Here is a 24679-nt window from a genome sequence, read left to right as displayed (position 1 = left end):
TAGGCATCCGAAAGGCGAGATCATGTTCAGACTTTTGCGCAACGGGGTGATCCTGCGCGGCCTCTGGGGACTGTTCCGGCGCAGCCGCCGCCGCTGAAACCCTCGACCGGCGGGGCTATTCCGCCGGCTTGGCCTCCAGCCGCCGCAACTCCGCTGCGCGTGCGCCGGGGGCGGCGGTGAAGCGGGCGAGCAGGACGTAGCCGACCGGCACCACGAACAGCGTCAGCAACGTGCCGAGCGTCAGTCCACCGGCGATGATCAGGCCGATGGTGCTGCGCGATTCGGCGCCCGCCCCCGTCGCCAACGCCAGCGGCAGCGCGCCCAGGATGCTGGCGGAGGTGGTCATCAGGATCGGGCGCAGCCGCAGCGCCGCGGCTTCTTCCGCCGCCTGTGCCGGCGCCATGCCCTCGTCACGAAGCTGGTTGGCGAAATCCACCAGCAGGATGCCGTTCTTGGCCACCAGCCCGACCAGCAGGACCATGCCGATCTGGCTGTAGATGTTCACCATCAGCCCCGCCAGAAGCAGGGTCCGCAGCCCGCCGGCCACAGCCAACGGCGCCGCCGTCATCACCACAAGCGGGTGGACGAAGCTTTCGAACTGCGCCGCCAGCACCAGGAAGGTCAGCACCAGCACCAGCGCGAAGATCACCAGGATCGCCTGGCCGGCTTCCTGGAATTCCTGGCTTTCGCCGAGCCAGCGCAGCGTCGCCTCCGCCGGCAGGGATTCGGCGGCCGCCGCTTCGGCGCTTGCGATGGCGGTGCCGAGATTCGTGCCGGGCGCCAGGTTGGCGCCGATCTCGATGGCGGCCAGGCGATCCACCCGGCGCAGCTCCTGAACCGTGCCGACCTCGGTCAGCTCCACCACGGAAGACAGCGGCACGAGTTCTCCGTTGCGGGCGCGGAGATAGGCGTTGCGGATATCGCCTGGTGCCGCCCGTGCCGCCGGCTCGGCGCCCAGGATCACCTCATATTCCTCGCCACGATCGAGCCACTGCGTGACCTCCCGGTCGCTGAACAGCACGCCCAGCGTCTCCCCGATCGTTGCGGCGTCCAGGCCGATCGCGGCGGCGCGGTCGCGGTCGATGCGGATTTCGATCTGCGGCTTGGTCGGCTTGTAGGAGGTATCGAGCGCCACCAGGCCGGGGATTTCACCGCTGCGCGCCAGCATGATGGCGCCCCATTCGCGCACCCGCTCCCGCTCCGTTCCGCCCACGGCGAAGCGGAACTGCCGGCCGCCGCCGCGTTGGCCCAGTTTCGGCGGCGGGACGGCGAAGGCCCGGACGCCGGGGATGGCGGCGAGCCGGCGCCGCAGGTCGGCAACCAGTTCCATCTGCCCCAGCTCGCGGTCGCCCCAGGGCTTCAGGCGCAGGATGACGATGGCGCGGTTGGTCCGCGCGGCGCCGCCACGGCCGGGGGCGACGATGCTGAGATATTCCTCCGCCGGACCGTCCTCGCCCACGAAGGGCGCCAGCACCGCCTCGATCTGTTCGACGGCGGCGAGCGTGTCCGGGAAGCCGGCGCCCTGCGGGCCTTCGGCGATAATGAGGACGGCGCCTCGATCTTCATCTGGCGCCAGTTCCTGCGGCAGCGCGTACCAGGCGAAGGCGCCGGCGCCGGCAAAGCCTAGGCCCGCCAGCAGCACCAGCGCCGGCATCGCGATCAGCCGGCGCAGCGCGCTACGGTAATGGTCGCGCAGCCAGTTCTGCGCGCGCAGGCTGGTGCGCGCGATGCGGCCATCCTCCGCGGTGCCGGCGAACAGCCTGGCCGAGAGCAGCGGCGCCAGCGTCAGCGCCGCGGCGGTGGAGAACACCACCGTCGCCGCCAGCATCACCGCGAATTCGGCGAACAGCCGCCCGATATTCCCCTGCAGGAAAGCCAACGGCAGGATGACGGAGAGCAGCGCGGCGGAAGATGCGAAAACCGCGAAACCCACCTGCCGCGTCGCGCGCACCGCGGCCAGCAGGATCGGCTCGCCCGTCTGTTGCCGGCGGCGGATGTTCTCCAGGATCACCACCGCATCATCGACGCAGAAGCCGATGGCCAGGATCACCGCGAGAATGGTCAGGACATTGACGGAATAGCCCAGCGCCGCCGCCACCGCGATGGCCGGGATGATGGAGGCCGGGATGGTCAGCGCCGGAATCAGCGTGGCGCGCAGCGAGCCGAGGAACAGGTAGATGACCAGCACGATGATGCCGATGGTGATCGCCAGGGTCCAGGCGACATTGGCCAGCGTCTCCCGGATGAATAGCGCCTCGTCATAGGACAATTGCAGCGACACACCCGGCGGCAGCCCGGCGCCGAGCCGTTCCGCCGCCGCCGCGATGCCGGACGAGACATCCAGCGCATTGGCATCGGCACGGCGCAGGATGCCGATGGCAATCGCCTCCCCCCCGCCGACGCGAAAGGCGGAGCGGGTGTTCTCCACGCCGATCTCGACCCGGGCGACATCGCCCAGGCGGACGCGGCCAAGCCCCTCCCCTTCCCGCAGCACAAGCCCGGCGAAATCGTCGGTCGAGCCGAGCCGGGTCAGCGCGCGCAGCGTCATTTCCTGGCGGCCGGTCTCCAGCCGCCCGGCCGGCACTTCCAGATTCTCCGCCCGCAGCCGGGTGGCCACATCCACCGGCGTCAGACCGCGCGCCGCCAGTGCCGGCTGGTCCAGCCAGATCCGCATGGCGTAGCGGCGGCCGCCATAGATCTCGACGCCCGCCACGCCCGGCACGATGCCCAGCGCATCGACCAGGCGGCGCTCCGCGATGTCGGTCAGCTCCGCGGTGTTCATCCCCTCCTCGGCGCGGAGGGTGAGGTACATCACCGCATCCTCATCCGCCGAGGCCTTCTCCACCACCGGATCCTCGATGCCGGTGGGCAGGCTGCGGCGGGTGGCGGCGACCTTGTCGCGCACCTCCGCGGCGGCCGCATCGAGATTGGTGCCGGTGTTCAGCTCGATGATGATGACGGAGGATTCGTCACGGGTGATGGACCGGATGATGCGGATGCCGGCGATGCCGGACAGGCTGCTTTCGATGGTCTGCGTGACCTCCCGCTCCACCACCTCGGCCGGCGCGCCGGCGTAGAGGGTGCGGACGGAGACGACGGGCGGGTCCACATCCGGGTATTCGCGCACCGACAGCGTGAAGGCCGCGCCGATGCCGATGGCGATCAGCAGCAGGTTGAAGGCCAGCGCCAGGACCGGGCGCAGCACCGGCAGGTCGAACAGGCTCCGCACTAGCGCTGCGCCACCGCCGCAGGCGCAGCGGCATCGACGCGAGCGCCATCCTGCAGGCCCTGAAGCCCCTCCAGCACCACCGGGGTGCCAGCCAGAAGCCCATCGAGGATTTCCATCCGCTGCGGCGTGCGCTGGCCGATGCGGACCTGCGTGCGGTGGGCGATGCCATCCACGACGCGGAAGACGAAATGCTCCGGCCCCTGCATCACCACGGCGCGGGGCGGCACGGTCACGGCCTGTTCCACCACCTCCGCCGCCACCGTCACCTGCATCAGCATGCCGGGGCGCAGGCGGCGATCCTCATTGGGCAGGCGGGCCACCACCGTCACGGTCCGGAGCGCCGGGTCGACGCGGGGGGCGATGACCTGGACCTGCCCCACGAAGTCTCGCCCCGGCATGGCGGAGGAGGTGGCGCGAACCGCGGCGCCGGCGGCGAAGCGGCCGATTTCCTGTTCGGGCACGGCGAAATGCAGCTCGATCGGGTCCACCGCGTCCAGCGCCACCAGCGGCGTGCCCGGCTGCACCAGCGCGCCGACGCTGACCTGCTTCAGGCCCAGCCGCCCGGCGAAGGGCGCCGCGATGCGGGATTGCGACAGGCGCGATTCCGCCGCGGCGGAGCGCGCCTCCGCGCCCGCCAGCCGCTGGCGCAGATCCGCCACATCGCCGCGCGCCGCAAAACCGCCACGGGCGAGGCGAGAGGAACGGGAAAGCTGCTGCTCCAGCTCCGCCGCCTCCGCCTGGGCGGCGCGCAGCTCGGCCTCGGCGGGGCCGGGGTCCAGGGTGACGAGGATCTCGCCCTCCGTCACCTCCGCCCCTTCCTCGAAGCTGAGCGCGGTGACGCGGCCGGTGATCTCGGCGGCCAGCATGACGCTGCTGGTGGCGAGAACGTTGCCGAGGCCGCGGACCTCGCGCACCAGGCGCACCGACTCGGCAGTGGCCAGCACCACGGGGGTGGGTGGCGGCGCACCGCGTTCGGCCCGTTGGTTGCCGGAGGCGGGCCAGACATACCAGGCGGCCAGCCCGGCCAGCACCAGGGCCAGCAGGATGGCCAGCAGGCGGCCACTGCCGGCCGCGGCGGCGCCCTGCCGCGTCGTTTCGTGGTCGGGCTGGGAAGATGCCATTGTCGGGGCAACGGAGCGGCCGGCAGGAAGTTCCCGAATATCGGATCAGCGGCGTCGGATTAGGCCAGCCGGGCCGAAACCTCGCTCGCGCCGGCCTGAAGCCGCTGGACCAGCCAGGCAGCGTCCTGCGCCGGAAACGTCTCCGCCGGCATGATGCGGGTGAGGCTGCCGGCAATCTGCGCCCCATCGCGGGACCGGACCGGCACGGAAACCGCCGCCAGATGGCGGTTGAAGCGGCCGACGGTGGTGACCTGGCCATCCCTTCGGATGCCCGCCAGGCGCTGGCGCACCGCCGGCCAATCCGCCCCCAGCCCCGCCGCCACCATCTCCGCCTGGCGCTGCATGAACAGGGCGCGGATGCGCGGGGCGGGCAGGCTGGCCAGGATGGCCAGGGATGCGGCGCCCTGGAACAGCGGCAGCGGCAGGCCACGCGCGCGGAGGATGCTGATGCGGTCGCCGCCGGCCTCGATCGCCTCCGGCCCCTCCCGGTGCACGCAGAGCACCTTGTCGCGGTACAGGCTGCACAGCAGGACCATGCTGTTGGGCATTTCCGCCGCCAGATCGGGCAGCACCGCCTCCCCCGCCTGCAACAGCGGGTCCGCGATGCGCATCAGGCGCTCCAGCTCGACGATGCGCGGGCCGAGCGAGTACCGGCCCTGGGAAGCCTGAGCGAGCAGCCCGGCATCGCACAGCGCCTTCACGTAGCGATAGGCGGTTGATTTCGTGTAGCCGAGCCGCGCCTGCAGATCATCCACCCGAATCACCGGCTGGTCCGGCGCGAACTGGTCCAGCACCTCCAGCATCCGCACCAGGCTGCCCGGGGCGGCGGCCGGAGCCTCGGCGGAGGCGCCGGCTGCGGGCGGTGCGGTGGCTGGTTCGGGGGTCAGCTCGGGGGGCAATTCGGGGGGCATGCGGGCAGAATATCCGAAAAGGGGTTGCGAGCGACCAGGGCACATGTCTATTTTTCCCAAAATACGGGAAACGACACTGTCCCTGTCGGATGTGAAAGCCGGCGGACCGCAGCTTCCCGAGAAACTGGTCAGGAGGAAACCATGCCCGACATCCGTCCCACCGGCGATGTGCTTGGCGCGACCATCACCGGCATCGACCTGTCCCGCCCCATGTCCGATGCGGATTTCGCGACCATCCTGCGCGCTCTTGGCGAGCATGGCGTGCTGCGCTTTCCGGACCAGTTGCTGGCGCCGGCGGCGCTGCGCGATTTCTCGGCGCGCTTCGGCAGCATCCAGGCCTCCGTCACCGGCAAATTCCAGGACCCGGAGGTGCCAGAGGTCGGCATCCTCTCCAACATCGTCGAGGACGGGAAGCCGATCGGCATCGCCGATGCCGGGCAGGACTGGCACACCGACATGTCCTATCGCGACACGATGGGCTTCGTGAACGTGCTGAACGCGCACCGGGTTCCGGTGCGGGACGGCAAGCCGCTGGGCAACACGCTGTTCGCCAACATGCATGCCGCCTACGACGCGCTGGACCCGGCGCTGAAGCGGCGGCTGGAGGGCATGACGGCAACGCATGACTTCAACAAGTTCTGGGAAGGCATGCTGGCCAAGGGCAGCGGCCGCGGCCCATTGACCCCGGCGCAGCGCGCCAGCCGGCCACCCTCGGTGCACCCGATCTTCCTGACGCATCCGATCACCGGCCGGAAGGTGCTGTACTGCAACCCGGGCTACGCGATCCGGATCAACGAACTGGATGAGGCCGAGAGCGACCAGGTGCTGGAACAGTTGTTCGCCCATCAATTGGAGCCGCGCTTCATCTACACCCATGTCTGGGCCGAGCGTGACCTGCTGATCTGGGACAATATCGGCACGCTGCACAACGCGCTGCCGGATTACCGCGCCGATGAGCCGCGCATGATGAAGCGCTGCCAAGTGATGGCCGACCGCGTCTTCCAGCCCGGCTTCCTGCCCGTGCACGCGATGGCCAGCGCACGATGAAGCTGCTGAGCTTCGAGACCGCCGCCGGCGCCAGCTACGGCGCCGCGGTGGAGGGCGGCGTGGTCGATCTCGGCCGTCGCCTGGCCAAGCGCTACCCGACGCTGCGCGCTCTGCTGGAAGGCGGCGCAACGGCGCTTGAGGCGGCGCGGGCGGAACAGGGCGTGGACCACAAGCTGGAGGATGTGACCTTCCTGCCGCCATTGCCGGATGCGCGGAAGATCATCGGCATCGGGTTGAACTACCGGTCCCATGTCGCGGAGGAATCCGGCCGGGCGCCGCCACCCTTCCCCCGCGTCTTCAGCCGCTGGAATGATTCCGTGGTGGGCCATGGCGCCGCGCTGTGGCGGCCGAAGGCGTCGGAGCAGTTCGACTTCGAGGGCGAGCTGGCGCTGGTCATTGGCAAGGCGGGGCGGCACATCGCGAAGGACCGCGCCTTCGACTACATCGCCGGCTATGCCTGCTTCACCGATGGCAGCCTGCGCGACTGGCAGCAGCACACCACCACCTCCGGCAAGAATTTCTATCGGTCCGGTGCCTGCGGCCCGTATCTGGTGACGGCGGATGAGGTGGGCGACGTGACAAAGTTGACGCTGGTGTCTCGCCTGAATGGAAAACAGGTGCAGCACGCCACCACGGGTGACCTGATCTACGACATCCCGACTCTGCTCGCCTATGTCTCCGCCATCACGAAGCTTGAGGCAGGCGACATTATCGCCACCGGCACGCCGGAAGGCGTCGGCTCCCGTCGCACGCCGCCGCTGTGGATGCGCGCGGGGGATGTGTTCGAGGTGGAGATCACCGGGCTCGGCACCTTGCGGAACCACGTCGTGGAGGAAGAAGGTTGATGAGCACTGCCACGGCAGATGCCATGCTGATGGTGCCGGCAGACCGCGTGCACGCACAGATCCTCGCCATCCTGCACAGCTGGGGGATGGCCGAGGATCTGGCGGCGACGACGGCGGAGATGATGGTCGAGACCGATCTGCTCGGCGTCGATTCACACGGCATCTCGATGCTCATGACCTATGAGGCGCGGCATCTGGAGGGGAAGCTGAACCTCCAGGCGCGGCCACGCATCGTCCGCCAGGGACCGGCGACGGCGCTGGTGGATGCGGGCGCCGGGCTGGGCCACCCGGTTTCCGTCTTCGCCATGAACCTGGCGGTGGACATGGCCATGAAATCCGGTGTCGCGGTGGTGGGCGTGCGGAACTCGCACCATTTCGGCGCGGCCGGCGTCTATGCGCGCATCGCGGCGAAGCGTGGTGCTGTCGGCATGGTCACCAGCGCCACGCGCGGCATCGCCATGGTGCCCACGGGCGGCGCGGTGCCGGTGCTTGGCACCAACCCGATGGCCTTCGCCGCGCCCGCGGAGCGCAACCCGCCCTTCGTGCTGGATATGGCGACCACCACGGTCGCCGCTGGCAAGGTGAAGGTCTATCACCTGAATGATCGCCCGGTGCCGGCGGGCTGGGTGATGGATGGCGAGGGTGCCAGCGTCACGGACCCGCATCTGGCGCATGATTATGTGCTGAAGCGGCCGGAAGGCGGGCTGTCGCCGCTCGGCGGCACGCCGGACATGGCGAGCCACAAGGGCTACGGCCTGGCGATGATGGTGCACATCCTGGGCGGCACGCTGGTCGGCGCCAGCTTCTCACCAATCCGCAACCGCACGCAGTCGGAGAAGGACCCGGACGGGCTGGGCCATTTCTTCATGGCGCTGAACCCGGCGGCGTTCCGCGAGGAGGGCGCGTTCGAGCAGGATCTGGACGAGGCGATCGACGTGCTGCGCGCCACACCGGCCGCGGACCCGGCGCGCCCCGTGCAGGTGGCCGGCGATCCGGAGGAAGCGGCGCGGGCCCGGCGGCTGCGGGATGGCATTCCGGTGCCGCAGGCGCTGGACCGTCACATCCGCGCAATCTGCGAACGTGGGGGCGCCACCTACCTGCTGGGCTGACCGCGACAAGAACGAAAACAGGGAGAAAAACGATGAAAAGCAGAACCCTCAAGACGCTGTTGCTGGCTGGCTGCGTGCTCGGTGCCGGTGCCGTCGTGCAGGCCGCCGGCGCGCAGACGCTGCGCATGGCGGTGGGCGCCCAGGTCACGTCACTTGACCCGCATTATCACAACATCTCCCCCAACAACGCCTTCGCCTCCGCTATCTTCTCAAACCTGATGGAGATGGACCCGAATTCGCGGCCCGTCGCCGCGCTGGCCGAAAGCTGGAGGCCGATTGGCGAAGATGTGTGGGAGCTGAAGCTGCGGGCCGGCGTGACCTTCCATGACGGCACGCCCTTCACCGCCGATGACGTCGCCTTCACCTTCGACCGCATCCCGAAGGTGGTGAACAGCCCCGGCTCCTTCCGCACCTACACGCATTCGATCATCGGCGTGGAGGTGGTGGACCCGTTGACGATCCGCCTGCGGACGCGCGGTGCTGACCCGGTGCTTCCGGCCAGCCTGTCCCAGGTGCCGATGCTGTCGCGCAAGATTCATGAAGGTGCCAGCACGGAGGATTTCAATTCCGGCCGCCTCGCCATCGGCACCGGCCCCTTCCGCATCATCGGCGGCCGTTCCGTCGACAGGATCGAGCTGGAGCGCAACGACAGCTATTGGGGCGGGGCGGAGCCGTGGCGGCGGGTGGAATATCGCTTGGTGACCAATGCGGCGGCGCGCACCTCATCCCTGCTCGCAGGCGATGTGGATTTCATCGACCAGGTGCCGACGGCCGACCTCGCGCGGCTGCGGGGTGACCAGAACATCCGCATCTCGGAGATCGACAGCCTGCGGCTGGTGTATCTGCATTTCGATCACATGCGCGACGGGCCCTCGCCCTTCATCACCGACAATGCCGGTCAGCCGCTGCCGCGGAACCCGCTGAAGGACATTCGCGTCCGTCGTGCGCTGGCCCTGGCGGTCGATCGCAACGCCATCGTCGAGCGGGTGATGGAAGGTAATGCGGCGGCGATCAACCAGTTCATGCCGCCGGGCGCCTTCGGCCATGCGCCGGACCTGGCGCCGCCGCCGCCGGCCGACCCCGCGGCAGCTCGCCGCCTGCTGGCGGAAGCCGGCTATCCGGAGGGGTTCCGCATCACCCTGCACGGCCCGAATGACCGCTACCCGAATGATGCGCGCATCGTGCAGGCCGTAGCGCAGATGTGGTCGCGGGTCGGCGTTCGCACCTCAGTGGATGTGCAGCCCTTCTCGAGCTACGTCACGCGCGCCTCGCGCCAGGAATTTTCGTCCTTCCTGGTCTCCTGGGGCAGTTCCACCGGTGAGCCCTCGGCCGGCATGCGTTCGGTGCTGGCAACCTTCGATCGCGCCGCCGGCATGGGCGCCGTCAATCGTGGCCGCTACGCCAATCCGCAATTCGATGCGCTGCTGATGCGTGGCATGCGGGAGCTGGATGACGGCAAGCGGGAGGCGCTGCTGCAGGACGCGATTCGCCTGGCCATCGCCGACCAGGCGATCATCCCGACCCATGTGCAGCGCAATGTTTGGGCCATGCGCCAGGGCTTCACCCACACGCCGCGCACCGATGAGCGGACGCGGCCGCAGGATGTGCGGCCGGCCAACTGAAGCAACGGGCGGGCTGCGCTACCGCAGCCCATCCCAGCAGCCGCGGGCGATGCGGCCGATGCTGGCGAAGGAAGAAGCAAATCCCGGCATGCCGTCCGGCATCGTCTCCGGCACCCAATCCGTCGCGGCGGCCAGGATAAACAGCGGCTTGCCTTCGTCGAAGACGATGCCCGCATCCATCCGCCCACGGCGGCCACGCCCGGTCTTGTGCGCGACCTTCGTGCCGTAGGGCAGCAGCGACGGAATCAGGTTCCGCAGGATCTGCCAGCTCAGGATGTCCATCGCCAAGCGGCAGAGTTCGGGCGTGCTGCCGAGCCGCTTCGCCGCCGCCGCATCCTCCGTCCCCTTCAGGATCAGGTCCAGCAGCAGCACCTGGTCGGATTGCGTGGTGGTTGCCACGGCCTCCGGCGGATGGTCCCAGCCCATGCCGAGCGGCGGAATCAGGCCACGATGGTTGGTGCCCTTCATGCCGACGCCCTGGCAATAGCCGGTCATCGTATCCGGCCCCAGCCGTTCCAGCACGGCCTGGGTGCAGACATTGTCGCTGGTGATCATCATGTTCACGATCACGTCGCGCAGCGGGATGACGCAGCCCGGTGTCATGTAGCGATAGGTTCCGGAGGCGACGTCCTTCTGCAGCCGCGCCTCGATCTCCACCTTGTCGTCCAGCCGAAGCCGGCCGTTATATACCGCGGCCAGCGCCGCCATCATGATGGAGATCTTCCGCACGCTGGCGGAGGGCATCGGCACATTGCCCTCATGATGCACCTCCGCCCCGCTGCGTGCATCCTTCACGTGCCAGCGTGTGGTGAAGGGATAGGAATCGCCGATGGTCTTCAGCCTTGTGGCGAGCTCTTGCATGTTGGTCTCCTCTCCGCCGTCAGCGTAGCGGGCACAGCTTCCCGTTACCAGATCAGCGACGGTGCGAAGGCAATGCCGGCAGTGGGCGCAACCCGGCGATCTTCTCGCGCATCAGCCGCAGGATGGCGCTTCGGCCGCGCCGCATGCGCGCGAGCGGCCCGCTGACGGCGACAGCCAGCGGCCGGTGCCCCTCTGTCACCGGCAGCGCCATGCTCAGCATCATCGTATCCGGCACTACGGCGCCTTCGCTGCGCGCATGGCCCTGCGCGCGGATCTGCGCCAGTTCCGCCAACAGCGGCGCCACGGCCACGGGCACCGCACCGCGCCCCGCATTGACCCGCCGCAGCAGCCGCGAAACTTCCGCATCGCTCTGTTGTGCCAGCAGCACCTTGCCCGCCGCCGGCAGGAAGATGGGCCGACGCGATCCAGGCTTGATGTGAAAGCGCACGGGGCGGATGGATTGCAGGATGCGGATGTAGTCCACGTATTCGCCATGCTGCATCGCCAGCACGATCGTCTCCCCGGTCTCCGCCTGAAGTGCATCCATCAGCCCCGGGATGCCGCCCTCCTCGGCGAAGAAGCGATCGAAGATCCAGGTGCCGAGGACGGCGAAACGGATGGTGGGCTGATAGTCCCGGGCGCGCGGCGCGTATTCGAGATAGCCGAGCGACAGCAGCGATTTCAGCAGGACCGATGTGGAGCTCACCGGAAAGCCGAGCGCAGCGGCCACCTCTGTCACCGTGGCGGGGGCGTGACGGTGGGCGAAGAATTCGAAGATCTCCAGCACCCTGCCCGCGGACTTCACCACCGCGTCCATCACTGCCTCCGGCCATTCAAGGCTCCATATATGTGGAATTACCACAGCCCGCTGCAACGTCGGTTGACCCGCGGCTGCGGCTCGGGGAGCCTGTCCGCAAGATGAGGGAGAATGTCCGATGCAGATCATCGCAAATCAGGGCGGGGTCGGCGCGACGGTGCGCGGCGTGGATCTCGCCGAGCCGCTGACGGATGCCGATTTCCGCACGCTGCTGCGCGCCCTCGGCACCCATGGCGTACTGTGCGCCCCGGACCAGTCGCTGGAGGCACCGCAGCTCAGCGCGCTCGGCAGCCGCTTCGGTACGCTGGAGCACAACGTCGCCAACATGTTCCACCCGGCCGACCACCCGGAGGTGATGATCCTGTCCAACGTGGTGCAGGACGGCAAGGCCGTGGGGCTGAACGATGCCGGCCAGGGCTGGCACACGGATATGAGCTATTCCACGGACATCGCGCTGGCCAATATCCTGCACGCCAAGCAGGTGCCGGTCCGCGATGGCAAACCGCTGGGCGACACGCAGTTCCTCGACATGCATGCGGCCTATGAGGATCTGCCGGCCGAAGTGAAGCAGCGCCTGGAAGGCCGCACCGCCATCCACGACTTCAACAAGTTCTGGGAGATGATGCGCCAGCGCCCGGGATCGACCCGCCCGGCGCTGACGGAAGAACAGCGCCGCCGCAAGCCGCCGGTGAGCCAGCCGATCTTCCGCACCCACCCCATCACCGGCCGCCGCGTGCTGTACTGCAACCCGGGCTACGCGATGCGGATCGAAGGTTTCGGCCCGGCGGAAAGCGATGCGATGCTGGACTTCCTGTTCAAGCACCAGTCACAGCCAAAGTACCTGTACTCGCATAGCTGGACGCCCGGCGACGTGCTGATGTGGGACAATATCGCCACCACCCACAACGCCGTCGCGGATTACCGGGCCGATGAGCCGCGCTACATCCTGCGCGTGCAGGTGATGGCGACATTGGACTACGCGCGGCTGGCCGCCTGACGGCAGGCTGCGCGACACAAGGGAGGAAACAAGAATGAACATCACCAGGCGCCAGGCCGGGGCCGGGCTGCTCGGCGCGTTCGCGCTGCCGGACCTCGCACGGGCCCAAAACTTTCCGAGCAAGACCATCCGCCTCATCGTCGGCTTCTCCGCCGGCGGGCCGACCGATGTCATCGCGCGCGTCGTGGCGCAGGACATGTCGGCCAGCCTTGGCCAATCCGTCATCGTCGAGAATCGCACCGGCGCGAATGCGCTGGTGGCGACGGAGGCGGTGGCGCGGGAACAGCCGGATGGCTACACGCTGATGGTGACCACGCTGTCGCACAGCGTGAACGCCATTCTGAACCCGAATGCACGCTACCACCCGCTGCACGACTTCGCGCCGGTCGGCCTGCTGGCGGTGCTGCCGCTGATCGCGGTGACGGGCGCCTCCACACCCTACCGCACCCTGGGGCAGCTTGTGGATGCGGCGAAGGCGAAGCCGGGTGAGCTGACCTATGGCTCCGCCGGCATCGGCGGCTCCGCGCATCTGGCCGCCGCGCTGCTCGCGGTGCAGTCCAGCACGGAGATGACGCATGTGCCGTTCCGCGGCAACGCGCCGGCGCTGACGGAGGTGATGGCCGGCCGCGTCGCCTTCATGTTCTACCCGATGATCGGCCTAGCGGACCACATCGCGCGCGGATCGCTGCGCCCGCTCGGCGTTTCCACCGCCGAACGTAGCCCGGATTATCCGGATGTGCCGACGATGCGCGAAATCGGTTTCCCGGGCTTCGAGGATTACAGCCAGGGCCTCGGCATCGCCGCCCCTGCCGGTACGCCGGAGGCCGTAGTGGCGCGCCTCAACACCGCAATCCGCGCCTCGCTGGAGAAGCCGGAGACGAATCAGCGGCTGCGTTCACTCGGCGCCATTGTCACCAGCTCCACCCCGGGGGAATTCGGCGCCTTCCTGGAACGCGACCTGGATCGCTGGCGCCGGGTGATCGAGGCAGCCAAGATCACGAGCTGAACGCCAGACGCTCAGCCGCGGGCGAAACGCTCCGCGGCGTAGGGCGCAAGGTCACGATTGGTCGGCTGGCCCAGAATGGCGGGGGCCAGCATCTCGGCCGTGGGCGCGGAGCCGGTGAGGCCGAGATGCCCGTGGCCGAAGGCGAACCACAGCCCCGGCACGCGCTGTGCCGGGCCGATCACCGGCACCGAATCCGGCAGGCAGGGCCGATGGCCCATCCAAAAGCCATCCGCCTTCGCCACCTGCGCATCCGGGAACACGGCGGCCAGATCGTCATACAGCAGCCTGGCGCGCGCGGCATCGGGCGCACGGTCCAGGCCGCCGAATTCCACCGTACCGGCGACGCGCAGAGCACCCTCCATCGGCGTGATGAACACCTTGCGGTCGGCCGGGATCACGGGGCGCGTCAGAGTGATGCCGGATTGCGCCAGATCCACATGGTAGCCGCGCTGCGTCTCCAGCGGGATGCGGTAGCCCAGCGGTGCCGCCAGCCGCGCAGACCAGGCGCCGGCAGCCAGCACCACCGTATCCGCCTGATGCAGCGCCCCCGCACCTGTCGCACCGCTGATACGACCCTCGGCCACCGTCAGCGCGGCGATACGGTCACGCAAGATGGTGCCGCCCGCCTGCGTGAAGGCCTGTGCCAGCGCGCGCACATAGCGCAGGGGCGAGGCGCAATGCGCGTGGTCCGGCAGGAAGATCGCAAGCTGGTAGGCGGCACCGATGGAAGGCTCCAGCGCCAGGATGCCGGCACGGTCCAGACGTTGCAGCCGCGCGCCATGCGCGCTGCGGATGGCCCAGGCCGCCTCATCCTTCGCAAGCTGCGCCGCATTCCGGTACAGATAGAGCTGACCATTTGGGCGCAGCAGCTCCGGCGCGCCGATCTCCCGCGCCAGGGCATGGTGCTGTTCCGTCGCCAGATGCAGCAGCGCATCCAGCGCCGATGTCGCACGCGCCACGGCGGCCGGCCGCGCGGCGGCCGCGAAACGAGCGAGCCAGGGCGCGGCGCGCAGCCAGTAGCCGACGGGCACATGCAGCGGCGCGGCGGGGTCCAGCAACATGCGCGGCACTTGGCGCAGCAGGCCTGGCATGGCCAAGGGCGCCACGGAACTCGCGCTGATCGCGCCGGCATTGCCGAAGCTGGCGCCGCCCTCGCCCGGCGGCTCGGCATCCACAACGGTGACGGTGGCGCCACCGCGCCGCAGCCGCCAGGCGATGGCGAGGCCAACGATGCCGGCGCCGACCACCAGCACACGGCCCGGCGATGCCGCGACTACCCCGGATGGCATCTGAACCAGCGCATCGGCCTCCTCCCCCGCCACAACGCCTGCAGCGTGCAATGGCTGCTGTTGGGCTGCAAGCGGGCGCGCGGTCAGCGCGCCGTGCGGCGCACCGCGGCGGGATCGTTCCGCTCATCGGCGCGCGCGGTGTAGGTCAGGTCTCGCCGCATCGCCCATAGCGCATTCTGCAGATACAGCGGCACCAGCGCGACATCGTCAATCGCCGCCAGGCTGGCCTGTTGCAGCAGGCGGTCGCGCTTGGCGTCATCCATCTCGCGCTCCGCCTCGCCGGTCAGGCGGTCCACCTCGGCATTGCTGTAATGCGTGCGGTTGGCGGCACCATGGCCGCGATCCCGGTTGCGCGTCCGCAGCACCGAGTTCAGCAGGACGGAGGCATCGCCAGTGGAGTTGCCCCAGGTCAGCAGCGCCGCAGGAAACTCTCGCCGCGTGGCGCGGCCGATGAAGGTGGCGTAGGGCTGCGCCTCCACCGTCGTGCGGATGCCGATGCGCGCCCACATCTGGCCGATTGCCTGCACCACGCGGGAGTCGTTCATGTAGCGGTCGTTGGACCCGGCCAGCGTCATCTGGAAGCCCTGCGGATAGCCGGCCTCCGTCAGCAGGCGGCGCGCCGCATCGGCATCGGCGGCCGGTACGGGATGGTTGTCAATGTGGCTGAAGGCGCCGGGCGGCATGAACTGGCCGGTGGCGAGAGCTGCCTTCTGCATCACCCGGTCCACAAGCATCCGCCGGTCGATCGCGAGCGATAGCGCCTGCCGCACCCGGCGATCCGCCAGCGGGTTGCGATCCAGCGCGCTGCCATCCGCGGCGGCCATCTGCGGCACCGGCGGGGCACGTTCCGCATCGAGCGTGATGTACATCACGCGAAGGCTGGTGGTCTCCGCAACGCGGAAGCGGTTGTCCGCACGCAGACGGTCGAGATCCGCGGTCGGGATCTGGTCGATGAAATCCACATCGCCGGCAAGCAGGGCCGCGGTGCGGGCGCCGTCATTCGAGATGATGCGGTAGTTGACCCGCGCCCATTCGGGCTTCTCGCCCCAGTAGCCCTCGTTCCGCGTCACCTCCAGGCGATCGCCGGGCGTGTAGGTCCCGAAGCGGAAGGGACCCGTGCCGATGGCGACACGGCCGCTGCTGAAATCCGCCGTGGTCGCATCCGCGTGCAGGCTACGGCCAAGCATCGGTACCTGGCTGAGATAGACGGGAAGCAGCGGCGCCGGGGCACGCGTGTACAGGCGGATGGTGCGGGCATCCACCACTTCAACACGGCTGACCGGGCGGACATGGGTGGTGAAGGAGGCGCCAGGTCCAGTGATGGTCGGGATGCGTTCCAGCGTGAAGGCGAGATCATCCGTGGTGAAGGGCCTGCCGTCATGAAAGCGGATGCCCTCACGCAGCTTGAACTCCCACCCCTCCTCGCCCAGCGCCCGCCAGCTTTCGGCCAGGCCGGGCCGAAGCTGCGCCTGTGCGTCCGTGGTCAGCAGTGTGTCGAACAGCATCTGCGACACTTCGCTGTTGCTTCGCAGCAGATGGTAATGCGGATCGATGGATGAAACCGGGGAGCCGACGCCCATGGTCAGGGTCTGCGCCGCCGCCAGCCCCGCGCCCAGCGGCAGCGCCGCAAGGCCCGCGAGCACATGGCGCCACGCGCCGAACCGACTGCTGCGACGAGCTTGCTGAAGCATGTGCAGTACCCTCCCACGGCGCCGTTCCGGCGCTTCTGTATGCCGACCGATCGGTTGGTCTCCCGAGACTATGCGCCCGGCGCCGCAGCCGCAAGCCGGCTTGAGCGGGCCATTCGTCTTGCAACGCGCGGCATGAAGGCGCTATGCGAGAGGCCACCGACCGTTCGGTTGGTGCAGATGCGGCGCCGGTGAAGAAGCGCTGCCGGGATGGGGAAGGAACAACAAGATGACTGCCCACGACAGCAACCAGGGCAAGGGTGGGCTCGGTCGCCGTGCCACCTTCGCAGCCGCCGCATCGTTGGCCTCCGCGGCATTGCTGGCGCGCGCGGGCCAGGCCCAGTCGTACCCGACCCGGCCGGTGCGGATGATCGTGCCCTTCGTGCCGGGTGGTGGCGCCGACCTGACGGCACGTTTCGTGGCAGAACTGCTGGGGCCGGAGTTGGGCCAGACCGTGGTTGTGGAGAATCGCGGCGGCGCGGGCGGCACCATTGGCACCGCAGCCGTGGCGCAAGCCCCAGCGGATGGCTACACGCTGCTTTACGGCACGCCGGGGCCGCTGATCACCAACCGCTTCCTGATGTCCAACCTGCCCTATGATCCGGACCGCGACTTCGCGCCGGTCAGCCTGCTGACCCAGGGCGCCTATCTGATGGTGGTCAACAAGGACGTGCCGGCGCGCACCGTGGCCGAGGTGATCGCGCTGGCCAAGGCGCGGCCGGGCGAGCTGACCTTCGCCAGCGCCGGCATCGGCGCGGGCAGCCATCTGTCGGGCGAGTTGCTCTGCATGCAGGCGGGCATTCGCATGTCGCATGTGCCCTATCGCGGCACCGGACTCGCGCTGCAGGATGTGGCGGCCGGGCGGGTGGATATCTCCATCGACACCTATGGACCGATGATCTCCCTCATCCAGGGGGGTCTTCTACGTCCCATCGCGGTGACCAGCGCCAGGCGCTCGGAAGATCTGCCGGACGTGCCGACCGTGGCCGAGACGCTGCCAGGCTTCGAGGTGACGGTCATGAACTATCTCTGCGTGCGCGCCGGCACACCGCAACCCATCATCCAACGGCTGAATGAGGCGCTGGTGAAGGTGCTTGCGGACCCGGCGCTGCGTGAGAGAATGCGGGCGGCCGGCGCATCTCCGCCGGTTTCTAGCACGCCGGAGGAATTGGGTGGACTACTCCGAACCGAAGTCGCGAAGTGGGGCGACGTCATCCGCCGGGTCGGCATCCGCCCGGCCTAGGCCGCGCAAGCGCCAGGTCGCGCCGCCGGTGGACGACCTGGCCGGCCTGCTGGGACTGGACGGCAATGGCGAAGTACCGAGCGGCCGCATCATCCAGATCTACGAAGTCGCCTGCCGGCAATTCGCGCAGCGTGGATTCGATGGCGTCTCGATGCGCGATATCGCGGCGGAGTGCGGCATCTCGAAGGCCACGCTCTACCATTATTTCCCGGACAAGGATTCCATCCTGCGGCCCCTCGCCATGGGCGCGACGAAGTCGATCTATCTGCATGTGGCGCGGCATGATGACGCCGCGCTGCCGGCGATGGACCGGCTGCGCCGCTTCATCGTGGAGACGGTGACCTTCTTCGAAGCCTTCCGCTGGGCCTGGATCGCCGGCTCCACCGCCTTCTGGAGCGATCCGGAGGCGCGGGCGCGCAAGGAACGCATCGCCTGGCGCGATCGCTATGAACAACTGCTGCGGGACATTCTGCAGGCCGGCGTCGAATCCGGCGAGTTGCACGTCCCCGATGTGAAGCTCGCCGGGCGCCTGGTGCTCGGCACGATCAACTGGATGCCGCGCTGGTACAATCCCGCGGGGCCGCTGAAGGCGCCGGAGATCGCCGGGCAGTTCTGCGACATGCTGCTCGGCGGCCTACGTGCGGCGCCGCCGCGGAAGACGGTGCGCCGCAAGGCGCAAGCCAAGAGCTGAGCCACTTGCGCGGCAGCGGAGCCACGCATAACCTCCCGACCGCTCGGTTGGTCCGTCAGGAGGAAATCACGCCATGTCATCGGACGTCGTGAAGCTGGAAGTCTCGGACCATGTGGCGGTGGCGACGCTGAACCGCCCACCGGTCAATGCGGTGAATGCCGAGATGCGGAATCGCATCATCGAGATCTTCGACGAGGTGACGGACCGTGACGACATCCGCGTAGTGGTGCTGACCGGGCAGGGCAAGATTTTCTGCGCCGGCGCGGACCTGAAGCAGCGGCCGGACGCGGGCAAGGCCGGCGCCTTCTGGCACCACAACCGCATCACGCGGGAAACCGGCAATGCCATCAAGGAATGCGCCAAGCCGGTGATCGCCGCGGTGAACGGTGCCGCGCTCGGCGCCGGCTTCGGGCTGATGGCTGCCTGCGACATCATGCTGGCCTCCGACACCGCCGTATTCGGCATGCCGGAGATCGATGTCGGCCTGGCGGGCGGTGCGGCGATGCTGAACGAGCTTCTTGGCAAATCCTATGCGCGCCGGCTGATGTTCACCGGGGATCGGCTGCCGGCAAGCGAGTTGCACCGTCTCGGTGTGATCGATTCGGTCTGGCCCACCGATGAGCTGATGCCCGCCGCGATGGCGATGGCGACGCGCATCGCGCAGAAAAGCCCCCTCGGCATCCGGTACGCGAAGACGAGCTGCAACATGGTGGAGCTGATGCCGGCGAAGGACGCCTATCGCTTCGAGCAGAACTTCACCTACGAACTCGCCAAGACCGAGGATGCGAAGGAAGCCCGCGCCGCGCAGCTTGAAAAGCGCAAGCCAGTCTTCAAGGGCCGCTGAGATGGCAGTGGACTACGAGGCCTTCCGGCGGGAGGTCACGGAATTCGCGCAAACCCGCTGCCCGCCGGAGATCCGCGCGGTTGTCGCCAGCTATCGCAAGCTGTCGCGCAAGGTGTGGCAACCGTGGCAGCAGATTCTGCACGCGCATGGCTGGGGCGCGCCATCCTGGCCGAAGCAGTTCGGTGGCACGGGCTGGGACCATCAGCAGCGGCACATCTTCGATGAGGTGATGGCGGAATGCGACTGCCCGCCGCAATACCACCACGGTCTGCGCCACATCGGCCCGGTCATCATCGAATTCGGCACGCCCGAACAGCAGGCGCGCTTCCTGCCCGGCATCCTCAGCGGGGATGACTGGTGGTGCCAGGGGTATTCCGAACCCGGCGCTGGCTCCGACCTCGCCTCGCTCCGCACCGCGGCGCGGCGCGAAGGCGATGAATACGTCGTCGATGGCCAGAAGACATGGACGTCGCACGCGCATGAATCGGATTGGATGTACACACTGGTGCGCACCTCGCAGGAGGCGAAGAAGCAGCAGGGCATCACCATGCTGCTGATCCCGCTGAACGCGCCCGGCATCACCATCCGCCCGATCCGCACCATCGATGGCTGGCACCATGTGAACGAGGTATTTCTCGACAATGTGCGCGTGCCCGGCGCCAACCGAATCGGCGAAGAAGGCCAGGGCTGGACCTATGGCAAGTTCCTGTTGGAACGGGAACGGCTGGGCGGCGCCAATGTCGCGCCGGCGCTGAAGAACCTGGCGCGCACGCGCGACCTCGTCGCGCAGGAATTGGCCGGTGAAGACCAGCGTGCGAAACGGGAGGCGTTGGAGCTGCGCCTGCTACTGGCGGAGGCAGAGCTGCATGGCGCGCTGGCATTGGGCAAGGAAGCGGTCGCGGCGGTGATGGAGGGCAAGCCGCTCGGCCTGCTGCCCTCCGTGATGAAGCTCAGCACAAGCGTCTCGCACCAGCATGTGGCAGAGGTGGCGATGGATGCGGTGGGCGCCCGCCTGGCGCCGCGCTTCCGGCGCATCGACGGCAGCGGGCCGAATGCGGAAGCGCCCGGCATCGAGTGGGTGCAGAACTACATGTATATGCGGGTGCGCACGATCTATGGCGGCAGCAGCGAGGTACAGAAGAACGTGATCGCCAAGCAGCTCTTCGGATCCTGACGCCATGCCCTTCACCGCGACCCCGCTGATCGGCGGCGATACTTATGAGATGGCGCTGCGCCTGGCGCTGGATGCCGATGCGGAGCTTTCCGCGCTGGCCGAACCCGGCGAGCATCTGGCCGCCCTGCGCCGGCATTGGGATGCGATCGCTGGCCTCGGCTGGATGGCGACCATGGTTGCGGAGGATGCGGGTGGTGCCGGCGGTGAACTCGGCGATGTCGCGGCACTGGCTTGTGGTGCCGGGCGCGGCGGGCTGCCGCTGCCGCTCGCCATGTGCTGCGCGGTGGCTCCTTCCTTGCTGGCCGCTGCCGGTGCGCGGGATGCGCTGGCGCGGCTTGCGGAGGGCACGGCACGCATTTGCGTGATTCTGCCAGATGCGACCCAGGATCCCGGTGCACCACCGCTGCGCTGCGGCGCCACGCTCGAAGGCGGCGTGGTAGCGGTGGAGACGCCGCCGGACCCGACGCATCTGCTGCTCGCTACCGCCGGCGGCGATGTGCTGCTGCTGCCTGCCACTGCGCCCGGCATTACACGGGCGCTGTCTTTGCGGATCGATGGGCGGCTCGCGGCTGATTGGCATTTCACTGGCGCGGAAGCGCACGTGCTGGCGCGTGGCCTGGCGCCGCAGATCGATCAAGCGCGGGATCTTGGCGCGCTGATCACTTGCGTCGAGGGTGTTTCCGCCATGGGGGCCATCATCGAGCAGACCATCGCCTTCCTCTCGGACCGCGTGCAGTTCAACGCGCCGCTCGCCTCCTACCAGGCACTGCGGCATCGCGTGGCGGAGATGTATGTGGAGTATGAAAATTTGCGTGGCCTTGTAGCGCATGCGCTGCGCGGCGCGGCATCGGCGGACGCGCTGCCATGGCGTGACATCGCGCTCGCCAAGCTGCGGCTGGGTGAGGCCGGGCGGCTCGTGGCGCATGAGACCATCCAGATGCATGGCGGCATGGGGCTGACCGAGGGCGTGCGCGCCATTCGCCTCGCGCGCCGCGTGATGATGGCGGAATTCGAATTCGGCGACCGAAGCTTCCAGGCAGGCCGCCTGCTGGCACAGGCCGCGTGACGGAGCCTGTGATGCACCCGCTGGAGAAGATGTTCCGCCCGGCCTCGGTCGCCGTGATCGGCGCCTCGAATGATCCCGACAAGCTCGGTGGCCGCACGCTGCTGCATTTGCGGGAGCTGGGCTATCGGGGCCGCATCTACCCGATCAACGTCACCGCAAAGCAGGTCCAGGGCCTGCCCGCCTGGCCGAGCGTGCGGGACCTGCCGGAGGTGCCGGATTCCGCGCTGATGCTGCTGCCGGCAGCGCTGGTGGAACCGGCGTTGGAGGATTGCGCGGCGAAGGGCATCCTGCATGTGCAGGTGCTGTCCTCCGGCTTTGCCGAGGAAGGCGCCGAGGGGGCTGCGATGCAGGATCGCGTCGCGGCGCTGGCGCGCCGGCATGGCATGCGGATCACCGGGCCGAATGCCCTGGGCAGCATCAGCCCGCCGGATGGATTTTTCGGCACCTTCTCATCCCTGCTCGCCACGGCGCAACCGGGGCCTGGCGTGATCGGCATCGCCACGCAAAGCGGCGCCTATGGCAGCCACATCTATGCCGCGGCACATCTGCGCGGCATCGGCATCAGCCGCGCCATCGCCACGGGCAATGAGGCGGATATCGATGTGGCCGCGGCCATCGACTATCTGGCCGATGATGCCGGCACGCGGGTGATCTGCGCCTCTCTCGAAGGCTGCAAGGATGGCGCGGCGCTGCGGCGCGCATTGCTAAAGGCGGCGGCGGCGCGCAAGCCGGTGATCATCATGAAGGTCGGCACCACGGAGGTCGGCGCCGCGGCGGCTGCCACGCATACCGGATCGCTAGCCGGGGAGGATCGCATCTTCAGCGCGGTGTTCCGCGAATGCGGCGCCTACCGCACGCAGTCGATCGAGGAGATGATCGACATCGCCTATCTCTGCGCCATCGCGCCGCTGCCGCCGAATGATGCGGTGGGCGTGCTCACCGTCTCCGGCGGCATCGGCGTGTTGATGGCGGATGCCTGCATCGAGGCCGGGCTGTCCGTGCCGCCGATGGCCGATGACGTGCTGGCAAACATCCGCGCGATTCAGCCCATGGCGGGCGGCCGAAACCCGATCGACACCACCGCGCAGCTCAATGGCCGCATGCATATCTTTGAGGCGATCAGCCAGGAGATGCTGCGCGGGGCGGAGCTTGGCAGCTTCCTGTTCTACCTGGCTCATCTCGGTCGCAACATCCCGCGCTTCCCGCCGCTGGAGCAGACCCTGGCCGCGCTGCGCAAGGCCGCGCCGGACCGGGTGGTGGTGGCGGTGATGACCTCGGTCGAGGAGGTACGGACGAAGCTGGAAGCGCTCGGCGTGGCGGTGTTCGAGGACCCGACGCGCGCGGTGAAGGCCGTGACGGGCGCCGCAAGGCTGCGGGCGTTGCAAGACGCGGCCATGGTGCTTGCGGAGGCGGCGCCGCCCGCGCGGCGCCGGATCGTCGCGGGCAACGAAGCTGCGGCCAAGGCGCTGCTGGCCGAAATCGGCGTGACGGTGCTGCCTGAACATGGGTGCGCATCGGCCGAAGATGCGGTGCGTGCCGCGGATGCCGTGGGCTATCCCGTCGTGATGAAGATCCTGTCGGATGACATCCCACACAAGACCGAGATCGGCGGCGTGCTGCTGAACCTGGCCGATGCGGAAGCGGCACGGCAGGGCTTCGCCACGCTGATGGAGCGCGCCCGCACGGCGCGGCCTGATGCGCGGCTGGATGGCGTGCTGGTGGCGCCCATGGTGCACGGTGGCGTGGAGACCATCATCGGCGTGCAGCGCGACGCGATCTTCGGGCCGATGGTGATGTTCGGCCTCGGCGGCATCTCCGTGGAGTTGTTCCGCGACGTTGCCTTCGCCTCCGCACCGCTGACACCCGCGCGCGCCGCCGCCCTGGTGGAATCCGTGCAGGGCGCAAGGCTGCTGGCAGGCTGGCGCGGCGGGCCGGCGCTGGACAAGGCGGCGCTGGTGGCCGCACTCTGCGCCGTCGCGGGTTTCGCTGCGGCACAGCCGGAGATCGAGAGCATCGAGATCAATCCCTTCCTTGTGCAGCAACAGGGCGGCGTGGCGCTGGATGCGCTGGTGGCGCTGCGCGGATGACCAGGCCCCGTTTTCGGGTCGGCTATCTCGACCAGCCGATGCACCAGAGCTTCCTCGACACGGCAGCCGCAGCGCCGGAGCTTAAGGTGATCCGGCTGTCGCTGGCGGATGGCGCGGACCGCATCCGCGCCGGGCTTGCCACCTGCGAGGGCTATTACGTGCAGGCGGCGCGGGATGAATTGCCGTTGGCATGGCACGCCACGCCTTCGCTGCTGGCCGCCCTGCCCCGGCTCCTCGTCGTCTCCAGCTATGGCGCTGGCTATGACACCATCGACGTGCCCGCGTGCACCACGGCCGGTATCGCCGTTCTGAACCAGGCCGGCGGCAATGCGGAAGGCGTGGCGGAACACGCGGTCGGCATGATGCTGACGCTGCTGAAGCGCATGCCCGAGGCCCAACACGCGATGCGCGCGGGTGGCGCCGCCAATCGTGGCGCCTTCATGGGGCGGGAACTGGCGGGCCGGACGGTGGGGCTGATCGGCCTCGGCCATGTCGGGCGGCGCGTTGCGGAAATCCTGCGCCTGGCCTTCGGCTGCCGTGTGCTGGTCTGCGATCCCTACCTGTCCGCCGCCGAATGCGGCGCGCGGGGCGCCAGCAAGGCCGAATTGCCGGAACTGCTCGCCGCTGCAGACATCGTCTCCGTCCACTGCCCGCTGGAGGCGGCGACGCGCGGCCTGTTCGGCGCAGAGGCTTTCGCCGCCATGCGTCCGGGCGCCATCTTCATCACCACCGCGCGCGGCCATGTCCATGACGAGGCGGCGCTGTTGGCCGCGCTGCAATCCGGCCATATCGCCGGCGCCGGGCTGGATGTGTGGGAACGGGAGCCGCCGCCGGCCGACCATCCCTTGCTTGCGCATCCTCGCGTGGTGGCCACGCCGCACACCGCGGGCGTGACGCAGGAAAGCCGCGCCCGCGTCGGCCGCTTCGCCGCGGAGGGTTTCATCGCCGCCGCACGGGGCGAGGCGCTGCCGCGGCTGGTGAACCCGGAGGTTCTGCCGGCCTACACGCAGCGGCGCTTGCAACCCGCATAGA

Annotated in this window: 20 protein-coding genes; 13 read left to right on the top strand and 7 right to left on the bottom strand. The window is 68.8% G+C overall.

The features are described from left to right. Positions 1-115 precede the first annotated feature (115 nt). From ACFHNC_RS19600 to ACFHNC_RS19590, 3 genes are read right to left on the bottom strand one after another with little or no spacing between them, the layout of a single operon-like run. Positions 116-3229: an efflux RND transporter permease subunit gene (locus ACFHNC_RS19600; RefSeq protein WP_437170929.1), complete on the bottom strand. Its 3114-nt coding sequence runs from the start codon at positions 3227-3229 to the stop codon at positions 116-118. Beyond that, positions 3229-4350 (bottom strand): efflux RND transporter periplasmic adaptor subunit, encoded by a 1122-nt coding sequence (locus ACFHNC_RS19595; protein ID WP_437170928.1) that lies wholly within the window; start codon positions 4348-4350, stop codon positions 3229-3231. The genes ACFHNC_RS19600 and ACFHNC_RS19595 overlap by 1 nt, the downstream gene beginning before the upstream one ends. A gap of 59 nt (positions 4351-4409) precedes the next feature. Further along, complete coding sequence (locus ACFHNC_RS19590; RefSeq protein WP_437170927.1) at positions 4410-5261, bottom strand: IclR family transcriptional regulator; 852 nt, start codon at positions 5259-5261, stop codon at positions 4410-4412. 141 nt (positions 5262-5402) lie between these two features. On the opposite strand from ACFHNC_RS19590, the gene ACFHNC_RS19585 reads away from it, so the two are divergent. Genes ACFHNC_RS19585 through ACFHNC_RS19570 form a run of 4 tightly spaced genes read left to right on the top strand, consistent with a single transcriptional unit; the run spans position 5403 to position 9884 of the window. Then, positions 5403-6308 (top strand): TauD/TfdA dioxygenase family protein, encoded by a 906-nt coding sequence (locus tag ACFHNC_RS19585; RefSeq protein ID WP_437170926.1) that lies wholly within the window; start codon positions 5403-5405, stop codon positions 6306-6308. After that, positions 6305-7153, top strand: a complete 849-nt coding sequence (locus ACFHNC_RS19580; protein ID WP_437170925.1) for a fumarylacetoacetate hydrolase family protein — start codon at positions 6305-6307, stop codon at positions 7151-7153. The genes ACFHNC_RS19585 and ACFHNC_RS19580 overlap by 4 nt, the downstream gene beginning before the upstream one ends. Beyond that, complete coding sequence (locus ACFHNC_RS19575; RefSeq protein WP_437170924.1) at positions 7153-8262, top strand: Ldh family oxidoreductase; 1110 nt, start codon at positions 7153-7155, stop codon at positions 8260-8262. Before ACFHNC_RS19580 ends, ACFHNC_RS19575 begins: the two co-directional genes overlap by 1 nt. A 32-nt stretch (positions 8263-8294) precedes the next feature. After that, complete coding sequence (locus ACFHNC_RS19570) at positions 8295-9884, top strand: ABC transporter substrate-binding protein (protein ID WP_437170923.1); 1590 nt, start codon at positions 8295-8297, stop codon at positions 9882-9884. Positions 9885-9902: 18 nt separating this feature from the next. Here ACFHNC_RS19570 and ACFHNC_RS19565 read toward each other — a convergent pair whose 3' ends face one another. Together ACFHNC_RS19565 and ACFHNC_RS19560 are read right to left on the bottom strand one after the other, a co-directional pair. Next, positions 9903-10745 carry a serine hydrolase gene (locus ACFHNC_RS19565; RefSeq protein WP_437170922.1) on the bottom strand — a complete coding sequence of 281 codons (843 nt, stop codon included), beginning with the start codon at positions 10743-10745 and terminating at the stop codon, positions 9903-9905. A gap of 52 nt (positions 10746-10797) precedes the next feature. Next, complete coding sequence (locus ACFHNC_RS19560) at positions 10798-11562, bottom strand: IclR family transcriptional regulator (RefSeq protein WP_437170921.1); 765 nt, start codon at positions 11560-11562, stop codon at positions 10798-10800. Between the two features lie 118 nt (positions 11563-11680). Here ACFHNC_RS19560 and ACFHNC_RS19555 point away from each other — a divergent pair, with 118 nt between their 5' ends. Both ACFHNC_RS19555 and ACFHNC_RS19550 read left to right on the top strand, forming a co-directional pair. Continuing rightward, complete coding sequence (locus ACFHNC_RS19555; RefSeq protein WP_437170920.1) at positions 11681-12559, top strand: TauD/TfdA dioxygenase family protein; 879 nt, start codon at positions 11681-11683, stop codon at positions 12557-12559. A 34-nt stretch (positions 12560-12593) separates the two neighbouring features. Then, the gene (locus ACFHNC_RS19550; protein WP_437170919.1) at positions 12594-13565 is read left to right on the top strand and encodes a Bug family tripartite tricarboxylate transporter substrate binding protein; all 972 of its coding nucleotides are present in this window, start codon (positions 12594-12596) and stop codon (positions 13563-13565) included. 11 nt (positions 13566-13576) lie between these two features. Here the strand turns inward: ACFHNC_RS19550 and ACFHNC_RS19545 are convergent, their stop codons facing one another. Beyond that, positions 13577-14854 carry an NAD(P)/FAD-dependent oxidoreductase gene (locus ACFHNC_RS19545; RefSeq protein ID WP_437170918.1) on the bottom strand — a complete coding sequence of 426 codons (1278 nt, stop codon included), beginning with the start codon at positions 14852-14854 and terminating at the stop codon, positions 13577-13579. Between the two features lie 83 nt (positions 14855-14937). Beyond that, positions 14938-16545, bottom strand: coding sequence for an ABC transporter substrate-binding protein (locus ACFHNC_RS19540; RefSeq protein ID WP_437170917.1), 1608 nt, complete (start codon positions 16543-16545; stop codon positions 14938-14940). A gap of 226 nt (positions 16546-16771) precedes the next feature. Between ACFHNC_RS19540 and ACFHNC_RS19535 the strand changes: the two genes are divergently transcribed. The 7 genes from ACFHNC_RS19535 to ACFHNC_RS19505 all read left to right on the top strand — a co-directional run bounded on the left by ACFHNC_RS19535 (position 16772) and on the right by ACFHNC_RS19505 (position 24678). Beyond that, positions 16772-17785, top strand: a complete 1014-nt coding sequence (locus tag ACFHNC_RS19535; protein WP_437170916.1) for a Bug family tripartite tricarboxylate transporter substrate binding protein — start codon at positions 16772-16774, stop codon at positions 17783-17785. A gap of 28 nt (positions 17786-17813) precedes the next feature. Further along, on the top strand, positions 17814-18476 hold the full coding sequence (locus ACFHNC_RS19530; protein WP_437170915.1) for a TetR/AcrR family transcriptional regulator: 663 nt from the start codon (positions 17814-17816) through the stop codon (positions 18474-18476). Between the two features lie 73 nt (positions 18477-18549). Beyond that, on the top strand, positions 18550-19320 hold the full coding sequence (locus ACFHNC_RS19525; protein ID WP_437170914.1) for an enoyl-CoA hydratase/isomerase family protein: 771 nt from the start codon (positions 18550-18552) through the stop codon (positions 19318-19320). 1 nt (position 19321) lies between these two features. Further along, entirely contained in the window at positions 19322-20494 is a 1173-nt protein-coding gene (locus tag ACFHNC_RS19520; protein WP_437170913.1) for an acyl-CoA dehydrogenase family protein, read from the top strand. A gap of 4 nt (positions 20495-20498) precedes the next feature. After that, the gene (locus tag ACFHNC_RS19515) at positions 20499-21560 is read left to right on the top strand and encodes an acyl-CoA dehydrogenase family protein (RefSeq protein ID WP_437170912.1); all 1062 of its coding nucleotides are present in this window, start codon (positions 20499-20501) and stop codon (positions 21558-21560) included. An 11-nt stretch (positions 21561-21571) separates the two neighbouring features. Then, on the top strand, positions 21572-23647 hold the full coding sequence (locus ACFHNC_RS19510; protein WP_437170911.1) for an acetate--CoA ligase family protein: 2076 nt from the start codon (positions 21572-21574) through the stop codon (positions 23645-23647). After that, entirely contained in the window at positions 23644-24678 is a 1035-nt protein-coding gene (locus tag ACFHNC_RS19505; protein WP_437170910.1) for an NAD(P)-dependent oxidoreductase, read from the top strand. Before ACFHNC_RS19510 ends, ACFHNC_RS19505 begins: the two co-directional genes overlap by 4 nt. Position 24679 lies beyond the last annotated feature (1 nt).

Source organism: Falsiroseomonas sp. E2-1-a4, from assembly GCF_051433165.1.
Lineage (GTDB): Bacteria > Pseudomonadota > Alphaproteobacteria > Acetobacterales > Acetobacteraceae > Falsiroseomonas.
The sequence above is the reverse complement of the archived record's forward strand: the minus strand, read 5'-3'. Positions and strand labels throughout refer to the sequence as shown.

Coding starts and splice junctions, on each gene's coding strand:
- ACFHNC_RS19550 (WP_437170919.1), top strand. CDS start 12,594: ATGAACATCACCAGGCGCCAGGCCGGGGCCGGGCTGCTCGGCGCGTTC.
- ACFHNC_RS19595 (WP_437170928.1), bottom strand. CDS start 4,350: ATGGCATCTTCCCAGCCCGACCACGAAACGACGCGGCAGGGCGCCGCC.
- ACFHNC_RS19580 (WP_437170925.1), top strand. CDS start 6,305: ATGAAGCTGCTGAGCTTCGAGACCGCCGCCGGCGCCAGCTACGGCGCC.
- ACFHNC_RS19505 (WP_437170910.1), top strand. CDS start 23,644: ATGACCAGGCCCCGTTTTCGGGTCGGCTATCTCGACCAGCCGATGCAC.
- ACFHNC_RS19590 (WP_437170927.1), bottom strand. CDS start 5,261: ATGCCCCCCGAATTGCCCCCCGAGCTGACCCCCGAACCAGCCACCGCA.
- ACFHNC_RS19520 (WP_437170913.1), top strand. CDS start 19,322: ATGGCAGTGGACTACGAGGCCTTCCGGCGGGAGGTCACGGAATTCGCG.
- ACFHNC_RS19555 (WP_437170920.1), top strand. CDS start 11,681: ATGCAGATCATCGCAAATCAGGGCGGGGTCGGCGCGACGGTGCGCGGC.
- ACFHNC_RS19565 (WP_437170922.1), bottom strand. CDS start 10,745: ATGCAAGAGCTCGCCACAAGGCTGAAGACCATCGGCGATTCCTATCCC.
- ACFHNC_RS19525 (WP_437170914.1), top strand. CDS start 18,550: ATGTCATCGGACGTCGTGAAGCTGGAAGTCTCGGACCATGTGGCGGTG.
- ACFHNC_RS19585 (WP_437170926.1), top strand. CDS start 5,403: ATGCCCGACATCCGTCCCACCGGCGATGTGCTTGGCGCGACCATCACC.
- ACFHNC_RS19515 (WP_437170912.1), top strand. CDS start 20,499: ATGCCCTTCACCGCGACCCCGCTGATCGGCGGCGATACTTATGAGATG.
- ACFHNC_RS19535 (WP_437170916.1), top strand. CDS start 16,772: ATGACTGCCCACGACAGCAACCAGGGCAAGGGTGGGCTCGGTCGCCGT.
- ACFHNC_RS19545 (WP_437170918.1), bottom strand. CDS start 14,854: ATGCCATCCGGGGTAGTCGCGGCATCGCCGGGCCGTGTGCTGGTGGTC.
- ACFHNC_RS19560 (WP_437170921.1), bottom strand. CDS start 11,562: ATGGACGCGGTGGTGAAGTCCGCGGGCAGGGTGCTGGAGATCTTCGAA.
- ACFHNC_RS19540 (WP_437170917.1), bottom strand. CDS start 16,545: ATGCTTCAGCAAGCTCGTCGCAGCAGTCGGTTCGGCGCGTGGCGCCAT.
- ACFHNC_RS19510 (WP_437170911.1), top strand. CDS start 21,572: ATGCACCCGCTGGAGAAGATGTTCCGCCCGGCCTCGGTCGCCGTGATC.
- ACFHNC_RS19570 (WP_437170923.1), top strand. CDS start 8,295: ATGAAAAGCAGAACCCTCAAGACGCTGTTGCTGGCTGGCTGCGTGCTC.
- ACFHNC_RS19575 (WP_437170924.1), top strand. CDS start 7,153: ATGAGCACTGCCACGGCAGATGCCATGCTGATGGTGCCGGCAGACCGC.